Annotated in this window: 17 protein-coding genes, 1 tRNA gene, 3 rRNA genes and 1 pseudogene; 7 read left to right on the forward strand and 15 right to left on the reverse strand. The window is 40.8% G+C overall.

The window, feature by feature from the left end; genetic code table 11:
* Positions 1–2: 2 nt before the first annotated feature.
* From oxyR to metN, 7 genes are all read right to left on the reverse strand, one after another.
* Positions 3–917, reverse strand: a complete 915-nt coding sequence (gene oxyR, locus ACXPAV_RS00860; RefSeq protein WP_335798569.1) for a DNA-binding transcriptional regulator OxyR — start codon at positions 915–917, stop codon at positions 3–5.
* Between the two features lie 65 nt (positions 918–982).
* Positions 983–1411: a DUF2251 domain-containing protein gene (locus ACXPAV_RS00865; RefSeq protein WP_458003727.1), complete on the reverse strand. Its 429-nt coding sequence runs from the start codon at positions 1409–1411 to the stop codon at positions 983–985.
* Between the two features lie 11 nt (positions 1412–1422).
* Positions 1423–1899 (reverse strand): GAF domain-containing protein, encoded by a 477-nt coding sequence (locus ACXPAV_RS00870; protein WP_458003728.1) that lies wholly within the window; start codon positions 1897–1899, stop codon positions 1423–1425.
* Positions 1900–1960: 61 nt separating this feature from the next.
* Positions 1961–2068 (reverse strand): IS3 family transposase, encoded by a 108-nt coding sequence (locus tag ACXPAV_RS00875; RefSeq protein WP_155275455.1) that lies wholly within the window; start codon positions 2066–2068, stop codon positions 1961–1963.
* Positions 2069–2559: 491 nt separating this feature from the next.
* Positions 2560–3360, reverse strand: coding sequence for a MetQ/NlpA family lipoprotein (locus ACXPAV_RS00880; protein WP_021461085.1), 801 nt, complete (start codon positions 3358–3360; stop codon positions 2560–2562).
* A gap of 20 nt (positions 3361–3380) precedes the next feature.
* Positions 3381–4046 (reverse strand): methionine ABC transporter permease, encoded by a 666-nt coding sequence (locus ACXPAV_RS00885; RefSeq protein ID WP_039086848.1) that lies wholly within the window; start codon positions 4044–4046, stop codon positions 3381–3383.
* On the reverse strand, positions 4039–5073 hold the full coding sequence (gene metN / locus ACXPAV_RS00890; RefSeq protein WP_458003729.1) for a methionine ABC transporter ATP-binding protein MetN: 1035 nt from the start codon (positions 5071–5073) through the stop codon (positions 4039–4041). Before metN ends, ACXPAV_RS00885 begins: the two co-directional genes overlap by 8 nt.
* A gap of 175 nt (positions 5074–5248) precedes the next feature.
* Here metN and gmhB point away from each other — a divergent pair, with 175 nt between their 5' ends.
* The 5 genes from gmhB to rrf all read left to right on the forward strand — a co-directional run bounded on the left by gmhB (position 5249) and on the right by rrf (position 11182).
* Complete coding sequence (gmhB, locus tag ACXPAV_RS00895) at positions 5249–5812, forward strand: D-glycero-beta-D-manno-heptose 1,7-bisphosphate 7-phosphatase (protein ID WP_458003730.1); 564 nt, start codon at positions 5249–5251, stop codon at positions 5810–5812.
* 282 nt (positions 5813–6094) lie between these two features.
* Positions 6095–7633 (forward strand): 16S ribosomal RNA (locus ACXPAV_RS00900).
* 80 nt (positions 7634–7713) lie between these two features.
* Positions 7714–7789: transfer RNA gene (locus tag ACXPAV_RS00905), tRNA-Glu, on the forward strand.
* Positions 7790–7922: 133 nt separating this feature from the next.
* A 23S ribosomal RNA gene (locus ACXPAV_RS00910) occupies positions 7923–10819 on the forward strand.
* A 247-nt stretch (positions 10820–11066) separates the two neighbouring features.
* Positions 11067–11182, forward strand: a 5S ribosomal RNA gene (gene rrf / locus ACXPAV_RS00915).
* The 16S, 23S and 5S rRNA genes sit together here with 1 tRNA gene alongside, the layout of an rRNA operon.
* Positions 11183–11483: 301 nt before the next feature.
* Here the strand turns inward: rrf and ACXPAV_RS00920 are convergent.
* The 3 genes from ACXPAV_RS00920 to nfsA are packed head-to-tail and all read right to left on the reverse strand — an operon-like array spanning position 11484 to position 14050.
* Positions 11484–12356, reverse strand: coding sequence for a ferritin-like domain-containing protein (locus tag ACXPAV_RS00920; protein ID WP_458003731.1), 873 nt, complete (start codon positions 12354–12356; stop codon positions 11484–11486).
* Positions 12357–12370: 14 nt separating this feature from the next.
* Positions 12371–13282, reverse strand: a complete 912-nt coding sequence (locus tag ACXPAV_RS00925) for a RimK family alpha-L-glutamate ligase (RefSeq protein ID WP_458003732.1) — start codon at positions 13280–13282, stop codon at positions 12371–12373.
* Positions 13283–13330: 48 nt separating this feature from the next.
* Complete coding sequence (gene nfsA, locus ACXPAV_RS00930) at positions 13331–14050, reverse strand: oxygen-insensitive NADPH nitroreductase (RefSeq protein ID WP_458003733.1); 720 nt, start codon at positions 14048–14050, stop codon at positions 13331–13333.
* Between the two features lie 153 nt (positions 14051–14203).
* Here nfsA and ACXPAV_RS00935 point away from each other — a divergent pair, with 153 nt between their 5' ends.
* Positions 14204–14467: a GrxA family glutaredoxin gene (locus ACXPAV_RS00935; protein ID WP_039132950.1), complete on the forward strand. Its 264-nt coding sequence runs from the start codon at positions 14204–14206 to the stop codon at positions 14465–14467.
* A gap of 59 nt (positions 14468–14526) precedes the next feature.
* Here ACXPAV_RS00935 and ACXPAV_RS00940 read toward each other — a convergent pair whose 3' ends face one another.
* Complete coding sequence (locus ACXPAV_RS00940; RefSeq protein WP_234702189.1) at positions 14527–15087, reverse strand: YtfJ family protein; 561 nt, start codon at positions 15085–15087, stop codon at positions 14527–14529.
* A gap of 88 nt (positions 15088–15175) precedes the next feature.
* Positions 15176–16831, reverse strand: a pseudogene (locus ACXPAV_RS00945) (type I restriction enzyme endonuclease domain-containing protein); the annotation flags it as partial.
* Positions 16832–17244: 413 nt separating this feature from the next.
* Between ACXPAV_RS00945 and ACXPAV_RS00950 the strand changes: the two are divergent.
* Positions 17245–17964 (forward strand): hypothetical protein, encoded by a 720-nt coding sequence (locus ACXPAV_RS00950; RefSeq protein ID WP_458003734.1) that lies wholly within the window; start codon positions 17245–17247, stop codon positions 17962–17964.
* On the opposite strand, the gene ACXPAV_RS00955 is transcribed toward ACXPAV_RS00950, so the two are convergent.
* The 3 genes from ACXPAV_RS00955 to ACXPAV_RS00965 are packed head-to-tail and all read right to left on the reverse strand — an operon-like array spanning position 17965 to position 20501.
* Positions 17965–18753, reverse strand: a complete 789-nt coding sequence (locus tag ACXPAV_RS00955) for a hypothetical protein (protein WP_458003735.1) — start codon at positions 18751–18753, stop codon at positions 17965–17967.
* Positions 18728–19393 (reverse strand): hypothetical protein, encoded by a 666-nt coding sequence (locus ACXPAV_RS00960; RefSeq protein WP_458003736.1) that lies wholly within the window; start codon positions 19391–19393, stop codon positions 18728–18730. The genes ACXPAV_RS00955 and ACXPAV_RS00960 overlap by 26 nt, the downstream gene beginning before the upstream one ends.
* 1 nt (position 19394) lies before the next feature.
* Entirely contained in the window at positions 19395–20501 is a 1107-nt protein-coding gene (locus ACXPAV_RS00965; RefSeq protein WP_458003737.1) for a nucleotidyltransferase domain-containing protein, read from the reverse strand.
* Positions 20502–20509: the final 8 nt, after the last annotated feature.

The raw sequence follows: 20509 nt of genomic DNA on the forward strand, positions 1-20509 counted from the left end.
TTTTAAGCATCTTTAGTTGGTGTAACAAGTAACGGTTTAATATTGTTGCCGATTAACTCCGCAACTCGTTGATAACGGGCTTTCAATGGCGAACCGGGGCGATAAATTAAGCCGATGGTGCGATAAGGTCTAGGATTGGTACAAGGAATATATTTAACACCCTTGCGCGAACGTTCATTTAAAATTGCCAACTCCGGCATAAAGGTAATACCGGCATTAGCGGCAACCATATTGCGTAATGTTTCTAAACTTGTTGCCTGATAGTGCGTATTCTCTTTTGCGCCGGCGACAAAACAGTAACCTAACGCTTGATCGCGGAAGCAATGACCATCGTCCAACATTAAAATTTCATATTGTTTGAGTTTTTCAAGCGGAATTTCGTCCTCTTTGGCGAGCGGATGTTGATCAGAAACCGCAATTAACATTGCTTCATCATAAATAGGAATTTCAATAAATGCAGAGGTATCTTTTACTAATGCGACAATTGCACAATCGATTTGACCTTTTTCAAGTTGCTCCAATAATTGATGTGTTTGCGCTTCATAAAGATAAACTTCCAATTCAGGGAAAGATTCACGCAACATCGGAATGACATAAGGTAATAAATAAGGCCCGATAGTCGGGATCATCCCCATATGGAGCGGACCTGTCATATCTTTACCTTGGTTGCTCGCCATTTCTCTTAATAATTGAACCTCTTTTAGTACATTGCGAGCCTGATCAACCAATAATAATCCGGATTGAGTGAAAAGCACTTTGCGGCTGGTTCTTTCTAATAGAAGAATACCCAACTCATCTTCTAATTTTCTAATTTGACCACTTAATGTCGGTTGGCTCACGTGGCAGGCATCGGCAGCCTTACGGAAATGTTTATGATCGGAAAGTGCCACTAAATATTCGAGATCCCTAAGATTCATAACGACTCCTTTATAGGTAGTAACGATTAAAAAATAAATTTTAATTGAAACAAACTATAACACAATTATTGGCGAGTACAACTGCTTTGTGGATCGCTTAACCACTGTTTTATCAGATCTTCAGTAATGAGTTTATGTGACCAAAGACTGGTAATATCCGGTTGTGGAAATTGATTATGGTTATAGGCAATTAATTGTTTAAAATCAAAAGCGGCGTGTGGGTAATCATTAATCAATAAAAGGGCAAAATAGCCGTCTTCCGACCAGCAAATTTGTAATTTCCGTTCTATCTGTTTTTGTTCGACTGCGGCAACATTATAGATATGCAAACTATCGACAATCTTTTCTTTTTGTTGAATATCTATGGCATAGAAATAACCACTATCGCCATCATCTTCAAAAATAACAGCTAAATGTGGATGCTGTGTGGAGTGTGTGCCAGTTTGTTTAGGTTGGCTAATTAATAATTTGTCTTCAAGAGTTAGATAAAACATAAGATTCTCAGCTAAGGTAGTGTTGATAAGTGTTGTTCAAGTATCGTAATACATTCGGTCAATATTGTTTGTTCTTGTTCAGTGAAACGTGCGAAATAAGGACTATCAATATCTAATACACCGATAATCTCCCCATTTTTATGTAAAGGCAGAACAATTTCAGAATTGCTGACATTATCACAAGCAATATGACCATCAAATTGATGTACATTATCAATTCTTAATATCCTGTTTTGGGCAATGGCTTGACCGCAAACACCTTGACCGACAGCAATTCGATTGCAAGCAATTTTACCTTGAAAAGGGCCTAAAGTAAGAATATTTTGTGCATTTAACAAGTAAAACCCGACCCAATTAATATCAGCAAGTTGTTGATTTAATAGTGCAGAAGTATTGGCCAGCACACTGATTAAGTTATCATCATCAGCAATTAAAGATTGTAAATTATGCGGTAGATGTTGCAAATCGTTATCGGAAAACGAAAACATAAATTCTCCTTATAATAAAAAGACGAAAGATAAAATGATCCGTCCTCGAAAAGTTGGACTACTATTTTAAGGACTGAAGTCTGTATCGAACAGGACTCAGTTCATTTAATGTTAATTGTATTCTGTCCTCATTGTAATAACGAACATATTTTTTGATAACAAATTCCAGTTCTTAAATGCTTTCGAAGGTTTTGCCATAAAAACATTCTACTTTTATCCGACTAAATAGCGTGATTTTTTCATCGCAGGTCGTCCTTTAGGTTTGGGGTGTAATCTTTCTGTACCGGATTGTTGAACAATTACCAATCATTGTCTAATGACACCCGAATTAGCAATACTAAAATTTCTCTGTTTTGAATAGTTTGTATGACTTGATATTTAAAGTCTGGGGTATGGTACGTTTGGTATGCAGCACGGCTAAACCATTTATACTAGAATATTGAGCAATTCAATGTCTTAATGTTCGTTTAGGTACTGTAAATGTACGACAGGTGAAAGAAAGACTTTTGTGGGTGTTGAAAGTAGAAATCAACAGCTTGTTGTTTAAATGTTTGTTGTATTTGGTCATAAAAAATCTGCACCTCTATGTTGGATAATAAGTCCAATTTTTGGGGTGCAGATCAAAAACTCTTTTGGCTGTTTGAAATGTTAATAATTAAATTACCAACCTTTTACAACAGAATCTTTGAATTCCGCCATTGCTTTTTTATAAACTTCTTCCGTATTGTATGCTTTAACGAAGTTTTGAACATCCGGATCAGCTTTATTATCTTCACGTGCAACAATGATATTGACGTATGGAGAATCTTTATCTTCTACAAATACAGCGTCTTTACTTGGATATAAACCGGCAGCACCAGCAAAGGTATTATTGATAATAGCGAGATCAACCTGACCTAAAGTGCGAGGGATAAGGTTGGCATCAAGAGTTTTGATGTTTAAATTTTTTGGATTATCAACGATATCCAATGTGGTTGGTGTTAATCCGGTACCCTCTTTAAGTTTTAATAAACCCTGTGCTTGTAGTAATAACAAGGCACGGCCGCCATTGGTAGGATCGTTAGGAATCGCTACAGTTGCACCGTCTTTTAATTCCTTAACATCTTTGATTTTTTTAGAATAAGCGGCAATAGGATAGACAAAAGTATTTCCTACGATAACTAAATCAGTCCAACCACGATCTTTCATTTGCGAATCTAAATATGGTTTATGTTGGAAAGCGTTGGCATCAATAAGTTTATTTTCAAGAGCCGCATTTGGTGTTACGTAATCAGTAAATGGCACTAATTCCACTTCTAGACCATATTTATCTTTTGCGATTTGTTTTGCTGTTTCAGCAACACTCATTTCAGGGCCGACTTGAATGCCCACTTTGATTTTCCCATCTTTAGCGAAAGCTGAGGATGAAAATGCAATAGCTACAGATAATGCACTGATAGTTAAGATGTTTTTGATTTGCATAGAAATCTCCTTCAAGATATTTATTTATGATTAAAGTAACGAACAAGATGATCGCCAATAGTTTGGATAAGTTGCACCATAATGACAAGAATTACAATGGTTGCAACAAGAATCTCCGGCACATAAGTTTGGTAACCGTACTGAATGCCTACATAACCTAAGCCGCCACCGCCGACAGTACCCGCCATAGCAGAATAGTTCACTAAGGAAACCAGTGTTATTGTGAGAGAATTAATGATACTAGGTAATGCTTCAGGTAATAAGAATTTGGTAATAATTTGCAGATTATTTGCCCCCATCGCACGTGCCGCTTCGGTTAAGCCGGAAGGAATTTCCATCAAGGCACCCTCAACCAAACGAGCCATAAAAGGAATGGCAGAAATAGTTAAAGGTACAATAGCGGCGGTTGTCCCAATAAAAGTGCCTAAAATAAACATAGTAAATGGAATAATTGCTACAAGTAGAATGACAAATGGAATTGAACGACCAATATTGACAATAGCACTTAAAGCAAGATTTAGACTTTTATTTTCTTTAATTTGTCCTGGACGAGTAATAAATAGGATAACTCCGAGTGGAATACCAAAAACAGCAGAGAAAAAACCAGAAGCAAACACCATATAGAGTGTTTCTAAAGTAGCATTACCAATTAAAGTCCACACCTGTGGCGTTAAAACATCAAACATAACCTAATACCTCAACACGAACATTATGCTCGATTAAATAAATTTTAGCTTGTGTAATTGCATCTTCTTCACCTTCCACTTCGGCAATAACAAATCCGAATTTGACACCGCCGGCATAATCAATTTGTGACGTTAAAATACTGAGATCGATACCGAATTTTTTTGATGCTAATGACAACAATGGAGCATCAACGGAACGACCAGTAAATTCAAATTTTATCAATGGATAGGATTCTGGTGAACGAGGTGAATCGCTAAGTTGTGCCAAATATTCATCCGGTAAATTAATGTGAAAAGTAGAGTGGATAAAATCTTGTGCCAATTGTGTTTTCGGATTAGAGAAAATTTCACTGACAGATCCCTGCTCCACTAATGTTCCTTTATCAATGATAGCTACGTGATCACAGATTTTTTTCACAACATCCATTTCGTGAGTGATTAATAGGATAGTGATGCCTAAATTACGATTGATCTCTTTAAGCAATTTTAAGATAGATTGTGTAGTAGCAGGATCCAATGCACTTGTTGCCTCATCACAAAGTAACACTTTCGGATCGTTTGCTAATGCGCGAGCAATTGCAACACGCTGCTTTTGACCGCCGGATAGATTACTCGGATACATTTCTTTTTTATCAGATAATCCGACCATATCCAGTAAACTGTTTACTTTACTATGAATTTGTTCTTTTGGTGTGCCGTTCAACTCCAAGGGCAATGCAATATTGCCGAATACAGTACGAGAGTTTAACAAATTGAAATGTTGGAAAATCATTCCGATTTGACGGCGAGCTAACACTAATTGGCTTGATGTTAGCTGCATAAGATTTTGTCCATCAACAAGCACATTCCCACTAGTTGGGCGTTCAAGTAGATTAACACAGCGAATCAGTGTACTTTTACCTGCGCCGGATGCACCGATAACTCCGACAATTTTACCTTTAGGAATGTCCAATGAAACATTGTCTAAAGCCGTCAGCTGTTTATCTCCAAGCTGAAAAATTTTATAGATATTTTCTAATTTGATCATTTTGTACTTAAATTAAGTTAATGAAGAAAATTAGCGTTATTCTAGACGTCTAGATAGCTATGTCAATAAAATTTTTATAAGATTTAGCTATTAGATAGTAAAATTTAGCACATACGGTTAAGCTAAAAAGAGTAATTTTATTAAAAAAAGATAAGTAAAATTAAAGGTAAATACGATGAAAAAAGCAATATTTTTAGATCGTGATGGCACTTTAAATATTGATTATGGCTATGTACACGACATTGATCATTTCCATTTTATTGAAGGAAGTATAGAAGCATTAAAGGAATTACAAGATATGGGATATGCTTTAGTGATTGTTACCAATCAATCAGGAATTGCTAGAGGATATTTTACCGAAAAAGAGTTTAATCAATTAACAGAGTGGATGGATTGGTCACTAGAAGATAGAGGTGTGCATTTAGAAGGCATTTATTATTGTCCACATCATCCGAAGGGTATCGGTAAATACAAAAAAGAGTGCGATTGTCGTAAACCAAAAGCAGGCTTATTGTTGGATGCAATTGCAGATTTGGACATAGATCCTCAAAAATCTATTATGATCGGTGATAAGTTGGATGATGTTATTGCCGGTAAAAAAGCAAATGTGGGAACAACTATTTTAGTAAAAACGGGAAAAACAATAACTGAAGAAATAGCAAGGCAGGCTGATTATCTAATTGATTCTATTGCTTATTTACCCGCATTAATCAAAGAGAAAATTTCCAATAAAGATTAAAAAATAGTCACTTAAAATTTTTCTTAGAAAAAAGACTTGCACAAGGTTTTGAAATGCCTATAATACGCCACCGCAACGACGCTGAAGTGTGAAGTTAAAAAGAAAGCGTCGTTTTTTGTTCTTTAAAAAACTATCAGACAATCTGTGTGGGCATTCGTAGATAACAAAAAGAGAACCTGAAAAAAGATTCAGGGCGAGGCAAAAGCTAAGTCCAAAAGAAATTATCTTGAATGCTGAAGAATCAATTCAAAACGATGAAGTCAGTGATTTGAGAGCAAGATTAAATTGAAGAGTTTGATCATGGCTCAGATTGAACGCTGGCGGCAGGCTTAACACATGCAAGTCGAACGGTAACATTAAAATAGCTTGCTATTTTAGATGACGAGTGGCGGACGGGTGAGTAAGGCTTGGGGATCTGGCTTATGGAGGGGGATAACCATTGGAAACGATGGCTAATACCGCATAGTATCGAGAGATGAAAGGGGTGGTTACGGTCACCTGCCAAAGGATGAACCCAAGTGAGATTAGGTAGTTGGTGGGGTAAAGGCCCACCAAGCCTGCGATCTCTAGCTGGTCTGAGAGGATGGCCAGCCACACTGGGACTGAGACACGGCCCAGACTCCTACGGGAGGCAGCAGTGGGGAATATTGCGCAATGGGGGGAACCCTGACGCAGCCATGCCGCGTGAATGAAGAAGGCCTTCGGGTTGTAAAGTTCTTTCGGTGGTGAGGAAGGTTAATATGTTAATAGCATATTGATTTGACGTTAGCCACAGAAGAAGCACCGGCTAACTCCGTGCCAGCAGCCGCGGTAATACGGAGGGTGCGAGCGTTAATCGGAATAACTGGGCGTAAAGGGCACGCAGGCGGGACGTTAAGTGAGATGTGAAAGCCCCGGGCTTAACCTGGGAACAGCATTTCATACTGTCGTTCTAGAGTACTCTAGGGAGGGGTAGAATTCCACGTGTAGCGGTGAAATGCGTAGAGATGTGGAGGAATACCGAAGGCGAAGGCAGCCCCTTGGGGAGATACTGACGCTCATGTGCGAAAGCGTGGGGAGCAAACAGGATTAGATACCCTGGTAGTCCACGCTGTAAACGATGTCGATTTGGGGGTTGGGTGTAAACTTGGCTCTCGAAGCAAACGTGATAAATCGACCGCCTGGGGAGTACGGCCGCAAGGTTAAAACTCAAATGAATTGACGGGGGCCCGCACAAGCGGTGGAGCATGTGGTTTAATTCGATGCAACGCGAAGAACCTTACCTACTCTTGACATCCTAAGGAGGCTTTAGAGATAGAGCTGTGCTTTCGAGAACTTAGAGACAGGTGCTGCATGGCTGTCGTCAGCTCGTGTTGTGAAATGTTGGGTTAAGTCCCGCAACGAGCGCAACCCTTATTCTTTGTTACCAACGGGTAGAGCCGGGGACTCAAAGGAGACTGCCAGTGACAAGCTGGAGGAAGGTGGGGATGACGTCAAGTCATCATGGCCCTTACGAGTAGGGCTACACACGTGCTACAATGGTGCATACAGAGGGAGGCGAAGTAGCGATATGGAGCGAAACTCAGAAAGTGCATCGTAGTCCGGATTGGAGTCTGCAACTCGACTCCATGAAGTCGGAATCGCTAGTAATCGCAAATCAGAATGTTGCGGTGAATACGTTCCCGGGCCTTGTACACACCGCCCGTCACACCATGGGAGTGGGTTGTACCAGAAGTAGATAGCTTAACCTATTGGAGGGCGTTTACCACGGTATGATTCATGACTGGGGTGAAGTCGTAACAAGGTAACCGTAGGGGAACCTGCGGTTGGATCACCTCCTTAAAAGAAAGGGTTTGAAGTGTTAGCTATGCGTGTTCACACAGATTGTTTGGTAGGAAGGAAGGTATCGTTAATTGGTCGGAGTCCCCTTCGTCTAGAGGCCTAGGACATCGCCCTTTCACGGCGGTAACAGGGGTTCGAATCCCCTAGGGGACGCCAATTAAGGATATCTTTATGATATTGAACATTGTTCTTTAAAAACGAGACACAAGCTGAAAACTGAGAGAACTCAAAAGAGCGAACTAAAGCCAAGAGGTAGCGTAAGAAAGCGCAAGAATCCTTGAGGTTGTATAGTTAAGTGACTAAGCGTACACGGTGGATGCCTAGGCAATCAGAGGCGAAGAAGGACGTGCTAATCTGCGAAAAGCGTGGGGGAGTTGATAAGAAACGCTAATCCCACGATGTCCGAATGGGGAAACCCGATAGGTGAAGAGCCTATCATTGTTTACTGAATAAAATAGGTAAGCAAGGCGAACCGGGAGAACTGAAACATCTAAGTACCCCGAGGAAAAGAAATCAACCGAGATTCTGCGAGTAGCGGCGAGCGAAAGCGGAGGAGCCAGTGAGTGATAGCAACTGTTTTAGGAGAATTGTCTGGGAAGGCAAGCAAAAGAGGGTGATAGCCCCGTATCCGAAAAAAGAGATGTGGTACTAAGCTGACGAGAAGTAGGGCGGGACACGAGGAATCCTGTCTGAAGAAGGGGGGACCATCCTCCAAGGCTAAATACTCCTGATTGACCGATAGTGAACCAGTACCGTGAGGGAAAGGCGAAAAGAACCCCGGGAGGGGAGTGAAAAAGAACCTGAAACCGTGTACGTACAAGCAGTGGGAGCCTGAAAGGGTGACTGCGTACCTTTTGTATAATGGGTCAGCGACTTATATTTTGTAGCGAGGTTAACCGGATAGGGGAGCCGAAGGGAAACCGAGTCTTAACTGGGCGGTTAGTTGCAAGATATAGACCCGAAACCCGGTGATCTAGCCATGGGCAGGAAGAAGGTTGGGTAACACTAACTGGAGGACCGAACCGACTACTGTTGAAAAAGTAGCGGATGACCTGTGGCTGGGGGTGAAAGGCCAATCAAACCGGGAGATAGCTGGTTCTCCCCGAAATCTATTTAGGTAGAGCCTTATATGAATACCTTCGGGGGTAGAGCACTGTTTCGGCTAGGGGTCCATCCCGGATTACCAACCCGATGCAAACTGCGAATACCGAAGAGTAATGTATAGGAGACACACGGCGGGTGCTAACGTTCGTCGTGGAGAGGGAAACAACCCAGACCGCCAGCTAAGGTCCCAAAGTCTATATTAAGTGGGAAACGAAGTGGAAAGGCTTAGACAGCTAGGATGTTGGCTTAGAAGCAGCCACCATTTAAAGAAAGCGTAATAGCTCACTAGTCGAGTCGGTCTGCGCGGAAGATGTAACGGGGCTAAAATATAGCACCGAAGCTGCGGCATCAAGAGAAATCTTGTTGGGTAGGGGAGCGTTGTGTAAGCTGAAGAAGGTGGTTCGAGAGGGCTGCTGGAGGTATCACAAGTGCGAATGCTGACATAAGTAACGATAAAGCGGGTGAAAGACCCGCTCGCCGGAAGACCAAGGTTTCCTGTCCAACGTTAATCGGGGCAGGGTGAGTCGGCCCCTAAGGCGAGGCTGAGAAGCGTAGTCGATGGGAAATGGGTTAATATTCCCATACTTGGATAAACTGCGATGTGGGGACGGAGCAGGTTAGGTTAGCGTACGGATGGAAGAGTACGTTTAAGTTAGTAGGTGGGTGAGTTAGGCAAATCCGGCTCACCATTAACACTGAGAGATGATGACGAGGCACCAAGGTGCTGAAGTAACTGATACCCAACTTCCAGGAAAAGCCACTAAGCGAAAGGTTTATCTAAACCGTACTGGAAACCGACACAGGTGGTCAGGTAGAGAATACTAAGGCGCTTGAGAGAACTCGGGTGAAGGAACTAGGCAAAATAGCACCGTAACTTCGGGAGAAGGTGCGCTGGCGTAGTGTGAAGTCCGAAGCGGATGGAGCATGAACCAGTCGAAGCGACGAGCTGGCTGCAACTGTTTAATAAAAACACAGCACTCTGCAAACACGAAAGTGGACGTATAGGGTGTGATGCCTGCCCGGTGCTGGAAGGTTAATTGATGGTGTCATCGAAAGAGAAGCACCTGATCGAAGCCCCAGTAAACGGCGGCCGTAACTATAACGGTCCTAAGGTAGCGAAATTCCTTGTCGGGTAAGTTCCGACCTGCACGAATGGCATAATGATGGCCAGGCTGTCTCCACCCGAGACTCAGTGAAATTGAAATCGCCGTGAAGATGCGGTGTACCCGCGGCTAGACGGAAAGACCCCGTGAACCTTTACTATAGCTTGACACTGAACCTTGAATTTTAATGTGTAGGATAGGTGGGAGACTGCGAAGCGGTAACGCCAGTTATCGTGGAGTCGTTGTTGAAATACCACCCTTTAACGTTTGATGTTCTAACGAAGCGCTCGGGACGAGTGTTCGGACAGTGTCTGGTGGGTAGTTTGACTGGGGCGGTCTCCTCCCAAAGCGTAACGGAGGAGCACGAAGGTTGGCTAATGACGGTCGGACATCGTCAGGTTAGTGCAATGGTAGAAGCCAGCTTAACTGCGAGACGGACAAGTCGAGCAGGTACGAAAGTAGGTCATAGTGATCCGGTGGTTCTGAATGGAAGGGCCATCGCTCAACGGATAAAAGGTACTCCGGGGATAACAGGCTGATACCGCCCAAGAGTTCATATCGACGGCGGTGTTTGGCACCTCGATGTCGGCTCATCACATCCTGGGGCTGAAGTAGGTCCCAAGGGTATGGCTGTTCGCCATTTAAAGTGGTACGCGAGCTGGGTTTAGAACGTCGTGAGACAGTTCGGTCCCTATCTGCCGTGGGCGTTGGAGAATTGAGGGGGGTTGCTCCTAGTACGAGAGGACCGGAGTGAACGCATCACTGGTGTTCCAGTTGTTTCGCCAGAGGCATTGCTGGGTAGCTAAATGCGGAAGAGATAAGTGCTGAAAGCATCTAAGCACGAAACTTGCCCCGAGATGAGTTCTCCCTGACAAAAGTCAGTAAGGGTTGTTTAAGACTAAGACGTAGATAGGCTGGGTGTGTAAGCGGTGTGAGCCGTTGAGCTAACCAGTACTAATTGCCCGAGGGGCTTAACTATACAACGCTGAAGGGTTTTTGCGGAGAGCGGAGGCTGAGGAGAAGCGGAAGCGAGGAAAGGCAAGAGCGCGGAGCGAGGGAAGAGAGCGAAGAGAGAAGGAAGTAGACAGCTTGTGTTAAGTTAAAAGGAAGCCGGAAAGGTTAAAGAAAGAACAAGAAGAAAGAGAAGATAGAGAATAAGCAGATACACTGTGGAAAGCAAGAGCAAGAGCAGAAAGTAGGAAAAAGCAGTGTATAGACAGGATAATCCTGGCGGCGAGAATGCAATAGCACCACCTGACCCCATGCCGAACTCAGAAGTGAAATGTTGTCATGCCGATGGTAGTGTGGGGATTCCCCATGTGAGAGTAGGTCACTGCCAGGTTATAAATTAAAGGAAGGAACGCTAACCGAGAGGTTAGCGTTTTTTTTTAGTTACTATTTTGCTTTCTTACAAGAAAGCAATAATGCAACACGACATATGTTCCGCCCAAATCAGCCAATAACCAATAATATGATGTATCAAATTTCCTGCATTCGCCATCTTCCATCACCTAACAACCGAAAATGAGAACATCGTATCAGCGGCATTTGCAAGAAAGCGACAGGTGCTTAAAGCGATTAGATGGGTTATGTAATATTTTGAATAAGAATTTATGGCTTCAAATAGAAACCATAAATGTATATTAAAGATCTCCTTTCCTGTCTTTGCGTAACGACTCCTCAATTTCTTTAATCCAGTTAAGTTCAAATTTCGTAAAACCAGCTTGTAAGCGAGCATCTGTATTAATTACCCCTTTGAAAATAACAATTCGATATTGACGTAGAAGCTCGGAAAAGCTGGTAAGAGGATCAAGATTACGTTGTTGGCAAAGTGCGTGATACCAATGGTTACCGATAGCGACGTGTCCGATCTCTTCATTAAGAATAATGGTGAGAATCTCAACTGCACGAGAATCTTTACGCTGAGCCATTTTTTCTCGTAATGGTGGTGTGGCATCTAAACCACGCGCCTCCAATACACGAGGTACTAATGCCATTCGTTGCCAAATATCGTGAGCTGTGGCTTGAGCCATTTCCCATAAACCGGCGTGAGCCTCAAAATCACCATATTGGTAACCAAGTGATTGCAGATGTTGTTTAACCAGTGAAAAATGATAAGTCTCTTCGTGTGCCACTTTCAGCCAATCTTTAACAAAAGCAATGCCTTGCCCAAGTTGTTGCTGTGCAGCACGGCCAAAACGCCACGCCGCATCTAAGCCAAGGTTAATTGCATTGAATTCAATATGTGCAATAGCGTGAAAGATAGCGGCGTAACCTTCAGCACTGGAAAACGCCCGTTTCGGTACATCTTGCGGTGCGACTAATTTCGGTTTGTCAGGAATCCCAACAATTTCATCTTTTGGTGTAACTATTGGATAATTATCAATATTTTCAAGCAGTTGCCATTGCCAATTTTGCACCATTAATTGATTTACTAGCTCACATTTTTTTTGAGGATCTTTTTCCGACAATGCACTAGTGATTGCTTGCCAAAATGGGATGATTTCAGGTGTCATATTATTCCTTTAAGTTATTCTGTTGATGAAGCGGCGATAATTTTTTTCTCTAAATAAACAATCATTTGCAGTGCGATATCCAGTTTACTGGTTTTTTCGATTAATTCTAAACCGGGGCTGGCGTTAACTTCTAAGATCATTGGGCCTTGATGAGTGCGGATAATGTCTACACCGGCAATATCTAGCCCAATGACTTGTGCTGCTTTAATAGCTAATTGTTGTTCTTGTGCCGTTAAAGTTGTTGGCACAGCACTGCCACCGCGATGGAAATTGGCTCGAAACTCACCGAGTTTGCCTTGACGCTCCATTGCGCTAATTACGCGATTTCCAATCACAAAACAGCGTAAATCATCACCTTTAGCTTCACTGATAAATTGTTGTGCTAACACCGGAATATTGGCGTGTTTTAGAGTTTCCAGCACACTGGTGGTACTGTTGTTTTCCGGCATTAACATTACTCCGATACCTTGTGCGCCGGTCAATGTTTTTAAAATTGCCGGAGATCCAATATTCTGCGAGATTAATTCTGCATTCACTTCATTACCACCTAGAGTGGTTGTTGGCACCGGTAATTGATGTTGATGTAGCACTTGCAGGCTTTGCCATTTATCGCGTGCAAGAGCAAAAGATTGCGAACCGTTAAGAATTGGTGTGCTGAGTGTTTCAAAATAACGTAGAACTCGGCACCCCATTTCAGTACTGGTAGTACCAAAACGAGGGATAACACCATCATAATGTGGTAATGGTTGATAATCTTGTGTATCTATAGCCTGATAATAAAGGCGAGGCGTGCCTTGATGAGGCAGTTGTAGAATACAGCGATTAGGATCGAGAATATCCATTTGGTGACCGCTTTCAATCGCTGCCTCCTGCAAACGTACACAGCTATAAAGACGAGGCTCACGGCAGAGCATTAGTAGTTTCATCAAAACTCCTTTGGAACAACATCTTATGTTGATTTTGGCATTGAGACATTATTTTTTAGCAAAGCCTTGTTGGTGCAAATAAGGCAGGACACCTGGGCGAACAGGTTTATCTAATGCTTTGATGACGTTTTTGCTCCAGTTGTTGTCAATATTGCTTCGAGCTTGGTAATAGTCGGCAGTGAGTTGATCAAATTCAGCTAATTTGCTTTTATCTAACGTTTGATAGTGATTTTCAAAAAACATCATTTCATTTGGTAAACGTGGTTTTAGTGGCGGATCCTGATTCGGGTAACCTAAACACATTCCGACTAAAGGCAGTGTGTGTTTTGGCAGTTGCAATAATTCCCCAACTTTCGCCATCTGATTACGCAAAGAGCCGATATAAACACCACCTAATCCGAGTAATTCAGCACTAGCTAAAACATTTTGTGCCATAATGCCAGCATCAACAGCTCCAATTAACAGCACTTCAGTCCATTCCAGTTGTGCTTGTGGGAAAATGTCAGCGTGTTTGGCAAAGTCGATACAAAATACCCAAAATTCAGGAGCTGAAGCAACATATTGTTGATTGGAACACCATTCCATCAGTTGTTGACGCATTATCTGATCGGTTACGCGAATAATAGAAACGCATTGTAAGTGGTTGGAGGCAGAGGCCATTCTGGCAGATTGAATCAATTGCTCACGCAAGTTGGCATCAATTTCTTTATCTAAAAATTTACGGATAGAACGGTGATGGTGTAATGTTTTTATTGCATCTACAGACATAAGTTACTCCCTTAATAAAAATTTTTTCAATTAAAACGATTTTAATTGATATGATATACCAATCGCTATAATGCTTAAAATAATTTCACGTTCTTATTTATCTTGCGATACAATAATGGCGTTTTTATTAATTAATTGAATAAGGAGTCAATAATGTATACAGTAATTTTTGGTCGTTCAGGTTGCCCATATTGCAGAAGAGCAAAAGAGTTGGCAGAAAAATTGAAGAACACCGTTGAGGATTTTGATTATCGCTATGTTGATATTATCGAAGAAGGTATCAGTAAAGCAGATCTTTCTAAATCTGTTGGTAAACCGGTGGAAACTGTGCCACAAATTTTTATTGATGAAAAACCAATCGGCGGTTGTACTGATTTTGAAGCATTAATGAAAGAAAAATTTGGAGTTGTTGCTTAATGTTAAATTAGGTTTATCAGAAAACAAGTCGTTGATACCCCACGTTGAGTGGGGTATTTTTATTTAAGCAAATCAGAAACTAAATCAATTACTTGCTGATTTTCTTGTTCAGATAATTTCCCCTCTTTGGCAAATCGGACAATACCATTTTTATCTAGTACTAAAATTAGTGCATTTTCGGGTTGTAATTGCCAATGCTGTTTGACTTTGCCATTATCATCAACAACCACCATCGTGTAAGGAAAATCTTTTTTACCACGTTCGGTTTTGCTTTTTGCCATACTGCTCATACCAAGTGTAGCATCTGCGATATTAACAATTGTGGTGGTTTGATATTTATCGTGTGGAAATTTGGCTGCTTTAATTTTGTCCATTAATGGGTCATTCATTGATTTTACGGAGATACGCCCTGCCATATGTTGAACAACACGCACTTTACCATTTAGACGATCACTATTCCACGCTTGATATTGCACGTTGTTGCCGTTAAGTAATACTTCTCCACTTTGCACATCGTTAATAGTCAAAGGGGCTTTACCAACCACTAAATTATGTGCGTTTGCCATAAAAGGTAAAGTAGTAGCCGTTAACATCAAAAAAGTTTGTAATAATTTCATCATTATCTCACAGTAAAATAGGAAAACATTATTTTAACAGGGAAACTGCTTTTCAAAAATCACAGTTTTTGTTTACATTAAAATGAGTATTTTATTCACTGCTCAAATTGTCCGCCACTACTTCCGCTTGTTTTAACACAAATTCAATAGCGTCTGTTGCCAAATCTGGTGGGTATTTGTATTTCAGCAAAGCGCGGCGGATAAGTACACGCATTTTGGCTCGCACGGCTTCTTTGTGTTGCCAGTCGATGGTGACGGATTTACGCAGTTGGGCGGTGATTTCTTTGGCAAGGGCGGTGAGGGTAGCATCTTCCATTTTTTCCACCGCACTTTGATTTTGGATTAAGGCATCGTAAAACGCCAGTTCTGTATCGCTTAGTCCTAACGAGCTACCACGCGAGAGGTGTTGCTCGAACTCTTTCGCCATTTCCACCAATTCTTTGATGATTTCCATCACGCTTAAATTGTGGTTGTGGTATTGGTTCATCGCTTCTTTGAGCCGTTGTTCAAAGGTTTTTTGCGTGCCGAGATTGTTCTGTGCTTTGTTTTTAATGGACGATTTCAGGTAGCCTTCAATGGCTGCCAGCCATAAATCGGGCGTGTCGCTGGCTTCCACTCTGCCCATAAATTCTTCGGAAAGCAGGGAAAGATCGGGGCGTTCTTCTTCCATTAAGTCGAACAAATCCACCACGCCGTCTGAACGCACCGCTTGGTTGAGCAGGGTAACCAGCTTTAATTGTCGTTCTTTGGGCGAGTTGGGGCGGTGCTGTTGTTCGGGTTTCACAATGGTGGCACGCACGGCATCATAAAAGGCGATTTGTTGGCGGTAGGGCTGGATTTCCTCCATTGAGCCACACAGGGAAAAGCCTTTTTTCGCCAGTCGCACCGCTTGCAAAAAGGCATTTTTGCGTGGGGTTTTCTCCCCTTGTGCGGATTTTTGCGGATAAAGTGCGGTGTGATTTTCCGCTGTTTTTTGTCGATCTAACGCCAAAATATGGTTCGCCGCGTGGCAGATGGCATTGAGCAATTTTTCAGGCTCGCTGATTTGCAATGCCGCTGTTAAATCAAAGGGTTTACCGTCCACAGGGCTGGCGAATTGTCCGCGAATGATGTCCAGATATTCCAACATTTTTTGGAAAACTTGATGAATATCGGTGGTAACGCTGTCTTTGCCGCCTGCGTTGGTGTATTGCTGGGTGGCTTTTTTCAGTTCTTCCGCTAAGCCGATATAATCCACGATCAAGCCGCCATTTTCACGGCTTTTGTTGCGAAAAACGCGGTTTACCCGTGCAATGGCTTGCATTAGGTTATGCCCTTGCATTGGCTTGTCGATATACATCGTATGGCAACAAGGGGCATCAAAGCCCGTGAGCCACATATCCCGCACGATCACCAGTTTGAGCGGATCATCGGGGTCTTTAAAGCGTTTTTCTAACTGCTTTTTCTCGGTGAACGGGTAAACGTGGGCTTGCATTTCTTCGGGGTCGCTGGCACTGCCCGTCATCATCACTTTCACCACGCCTTGATTGACATCATCGCTATGCCAATCGGGGCGTAATTTAATGATTTCATTATATAATTTCACGCAAATACGGCGGCTCATCACCACAGCCATCGCTTTGCCATCTGAAAGCTGGTTGCGTGCTTCAAAATGTTGCACCAAGTCTTGGGCGAGGTGGGCGAGGCGTTGTTCTGTTCCCATTAATTGTTCCAGCAAGCGGAAAGAATAGTTCTCTTCGCCTTCCTCTTTTCGGTTTGCACAAAGAAGCCGCCTGAACCCTCTCGTGTCAAGGAAATGACAGAAAAAACATGGTTTATTTTGAGATAGAAAAAGAGAGTGATTTCTCACCCTCTCATTCGTCTATTTCCATATGATTTTCTTGACGATATTTCCCTCACACAGCACTGAGTCCACATACTTTTCCATAAGCTATCTTGTAAGTTCATCACCCTCGACAACCTCTTCTTGTTTGGAAAGCTTCTCTATTATTTCAGATAGCTTCTCAAGTTCGTTGTCGATACTCTTTTTACTTTCTATGAACCTCTGTTTCGTCATCCTACCAAGTTTGTATTTTTCAAAGTCTGAAGTCTTTTTCGTTTCCAGTTTTGAAGCTTGTTTTTCTAAGTCTTTAGTACTTGTCTTTTCCTTTTTTAAAGAAGATGGCAGCTCTTGATTATGAAATCAAGCACGGTAAACACATCGCTTTTAAGCATAAAGATAAAGAAAGATTTACAAGAGCAAAGACTATCGGAGAAGATTATGCAGAAGAAAGGCTCAAAGAAAGAATTTCAGAATATGCCACTCAGAAGATATTTGCTGTTAAAAAGCGAGTTGGAAATATTATCGATATTGCTAATAATGAAAAAGCACAATCCAGTAAAGGGTATGAATTTTGGGCTACGAAACACAACCTACAAGTCGCTTCAGATACTGTTATTTTGATGCGAGAAAAAGGCTTTAAGTCCCTTGCTCAGCTTGATGATTATATTAAGAAAAGTGCTGATAAAAGACAGGAACTACAGGATGAAATTAAGAAGCTTGACGAAAAGATTGTTGCCCTTTCCACTACTATGGAACAAGTTCATACGGTGACAAAGTATCGCCAAATTTATCAGGCATATAAGAAAGATCCCTCTGATAAAGCCTTTGCGAATGAGCATAAGGCTGAAATTATCTTATACGAAAAAGCCCTTGCTACACTTAAATTGTCATACTCTAAAATGCCAAATTCCAAGCAGATTTTTGAAGAGATTGAAAAACTGAACGAAAAAAAGAATACCCTTATGCAAGAGTATTCTTCATCAAAATCTGAAATGACCGACCTGTATCAAATCAGGAAAAACTACGAGAACTATATGAGGAAAGAGAGGGAGAGGTGATTACTGCTTCATCTCTTTTATATTGTTATAAATTCGATAGTTATCTCTAATCTCAACCCATTCTTTACTTAGATCAGCATTTAACTCGCAAAATATTCTTTTAGAAAGCACAATTTTCGACTCAAACAAAGCATTTTCATAGAGTAATAGCACTTCGATTATTTGAGATAAAGGTACTATTGTTACATCTAAATCTTTCTCATATCCATTGCAAATTTCATTTATTTTAGTATATACATCTTCGGTTGACTTTTTCAATGAATGCAATCTCATCGCTCTATCGAGAAGACTACTAGATACTATAAAACTTAATAGCAACGATGAATAATCGTCCATACCACTCACAAAGAGTTTTATGCTAAAGAATAAAAAAGCAACAGCTGAAAAGAAATAATATGGTCGAGACATTTTCTCTGCTATACGAGTAGTAAATAGAGAATTTTCGTGTATATTAGCCAAAAGTTTTATTTCATTTTTTGATATAGAGGCATTATTGTAATAAGGTTCGCTATCATAGTTTGGAATCCTTTTTTCATTAAAACTATTATCAATAAGCCCCTTTTCTCTAAGAAAATGCCCTTGATCAAAATACATACTTTTACAGTGTGATGCCACATACTCAAGAACTAATATTCCACTTGATATGACAAGGAAAAGCTTAGTAGGAAAAAGTAGTGTTATCCCCTGAAAGATTGCTAATATAAATGCTATCGCACCGAAAATATCTTGAGCTAAAGCAAACCGCTTAGATAAAATAAAAAACTTATCTTGAGGATTGTTTTCTGACATTTTTTCCATCCTCCGTTAATATCGCACATGCTTCCCTTAGAAACGCATCCCTATATGCAGCGTTCTTAATAATTGGCAACATATATTTTCCATGACAATCCCGCAACCTTTTATCTGAACCACAAAAGCAGGGCATATGACCTCTATACTTATTGTCGTAAATACTAAAAACCATGTATTGATACTGTTCCTTAGTCAACTTCAGATCATTTATATAATAATCAAGTAGTCCTTTATAACCATGTTTTCTATCGCCAAATGGATAAGTCCTATATCTTTCATACCACTCTAGTGTATAAATAAAAGCATGTACAAAATGCTCGATAAAGGCTTTCAAAGATGGATTTTCATTTAGAAAATATATCATTTCCCCAATCGTAGCCAAACAAACACTGCCATCTGGATAGATGTGTTCCATATCTTTTGGGTAAGCGTAGACATAGAATTGGGGAATGCTGTTAGGAAAGCTTTTGGGAACTGTAAGTTTAATATCTCTCTCACCTTGAAAAATCTGTCCATCATAACCCAAGGAGTATTTATACACCCCTTGGATTATGAACTCCTTTTCGTCATCAATCAGCTTTAATTTCGGCTGCTCAAATAATAATTGTTTAATTTCATAGTTTAATTCACAACTCATTCTACTTCATCCATGGTTTTGTTGGTGTAACTTTTGTTGGTGTGTCAAAAGCTTCTGCAAAAACATTCTTATTAATATCATTATGAATATATTGTTTGAATTTTCGTTCGTCCTCAATATTCATAAAGTCGCTTAATGCAGAAACCCACTTATTCATATTATTCATCCTATTATCCGTGTATCGTTCGATAAGATTCTCTCTTAAATCAACCGGATTTAGTATTTTGCCATCCTGCATTATCGATATACTTTTATTGCTAAATCCGACAATAAAAGCCTCTACTATGTCTGAGACTGACAAAAAAGTTTTGTCTTTTACACTATCTGCTACTAGAGCAGAGATTAGAATTGACGATGGCTTATCTCCTCTTAATTTGCTTCTGTCATAATAAATATCTCTATGTCTCTTGATAAACTGAACGGCTCTTTGTAGGCTTGATCTGTAATAATAGATTGGTATTGCTTCCGCACTTGCAAAAACCATCCTGAAGTCATCAGGTAAATTTTTATATTGCTCTGATATCATATTAGCACTTAAATGATTCTTACTAATGCCCATAAACCAACTTCCAAATCCAAGCGGATTACTTGTAAGCCAATCATAGACAGACGACACTTTATTTGTAATTGCAACAGTTTTTTCTGCGTTAGAATATGAAACCCCTGAGTTAACAATCTCATTTTTAATTGAACTATCTTCATCAACTGATGGTACAATATCCAAAGAAAAACCAACGCTACCAGACACATCCGCATACTTTAGCGTCCAGCAGTTTTTATCTTCTTTTTCCAACTTAGAGGAATACACTCCACTTTCTTTTATGCAATCTCCAACATCATTTTTAACACTTCTTGCATCGGTATCTGCTTTTTTTCGATTTAAAATTGCCAACACATCTAAATCATAATCATGATCTTTACCATCACGATATGGGCGTATTGCTGTTCCAATCAAAAAAGACCCTTGTGGATGAAAATCAGAATCCAAGCCATGTTCAGCTAAGTATTTTGATAAGGCAGCATACTTATCTCTAGCGTTTTTCTCCATTGTTGGCGATAAATCTAAGTCAGATAACGATGTCAAAATTTCTTTATCTCTGTTAAGCATTTCGTTTT

This window comes from Gallibacterium sp. ZY190522, assembly GCF_054166015.1.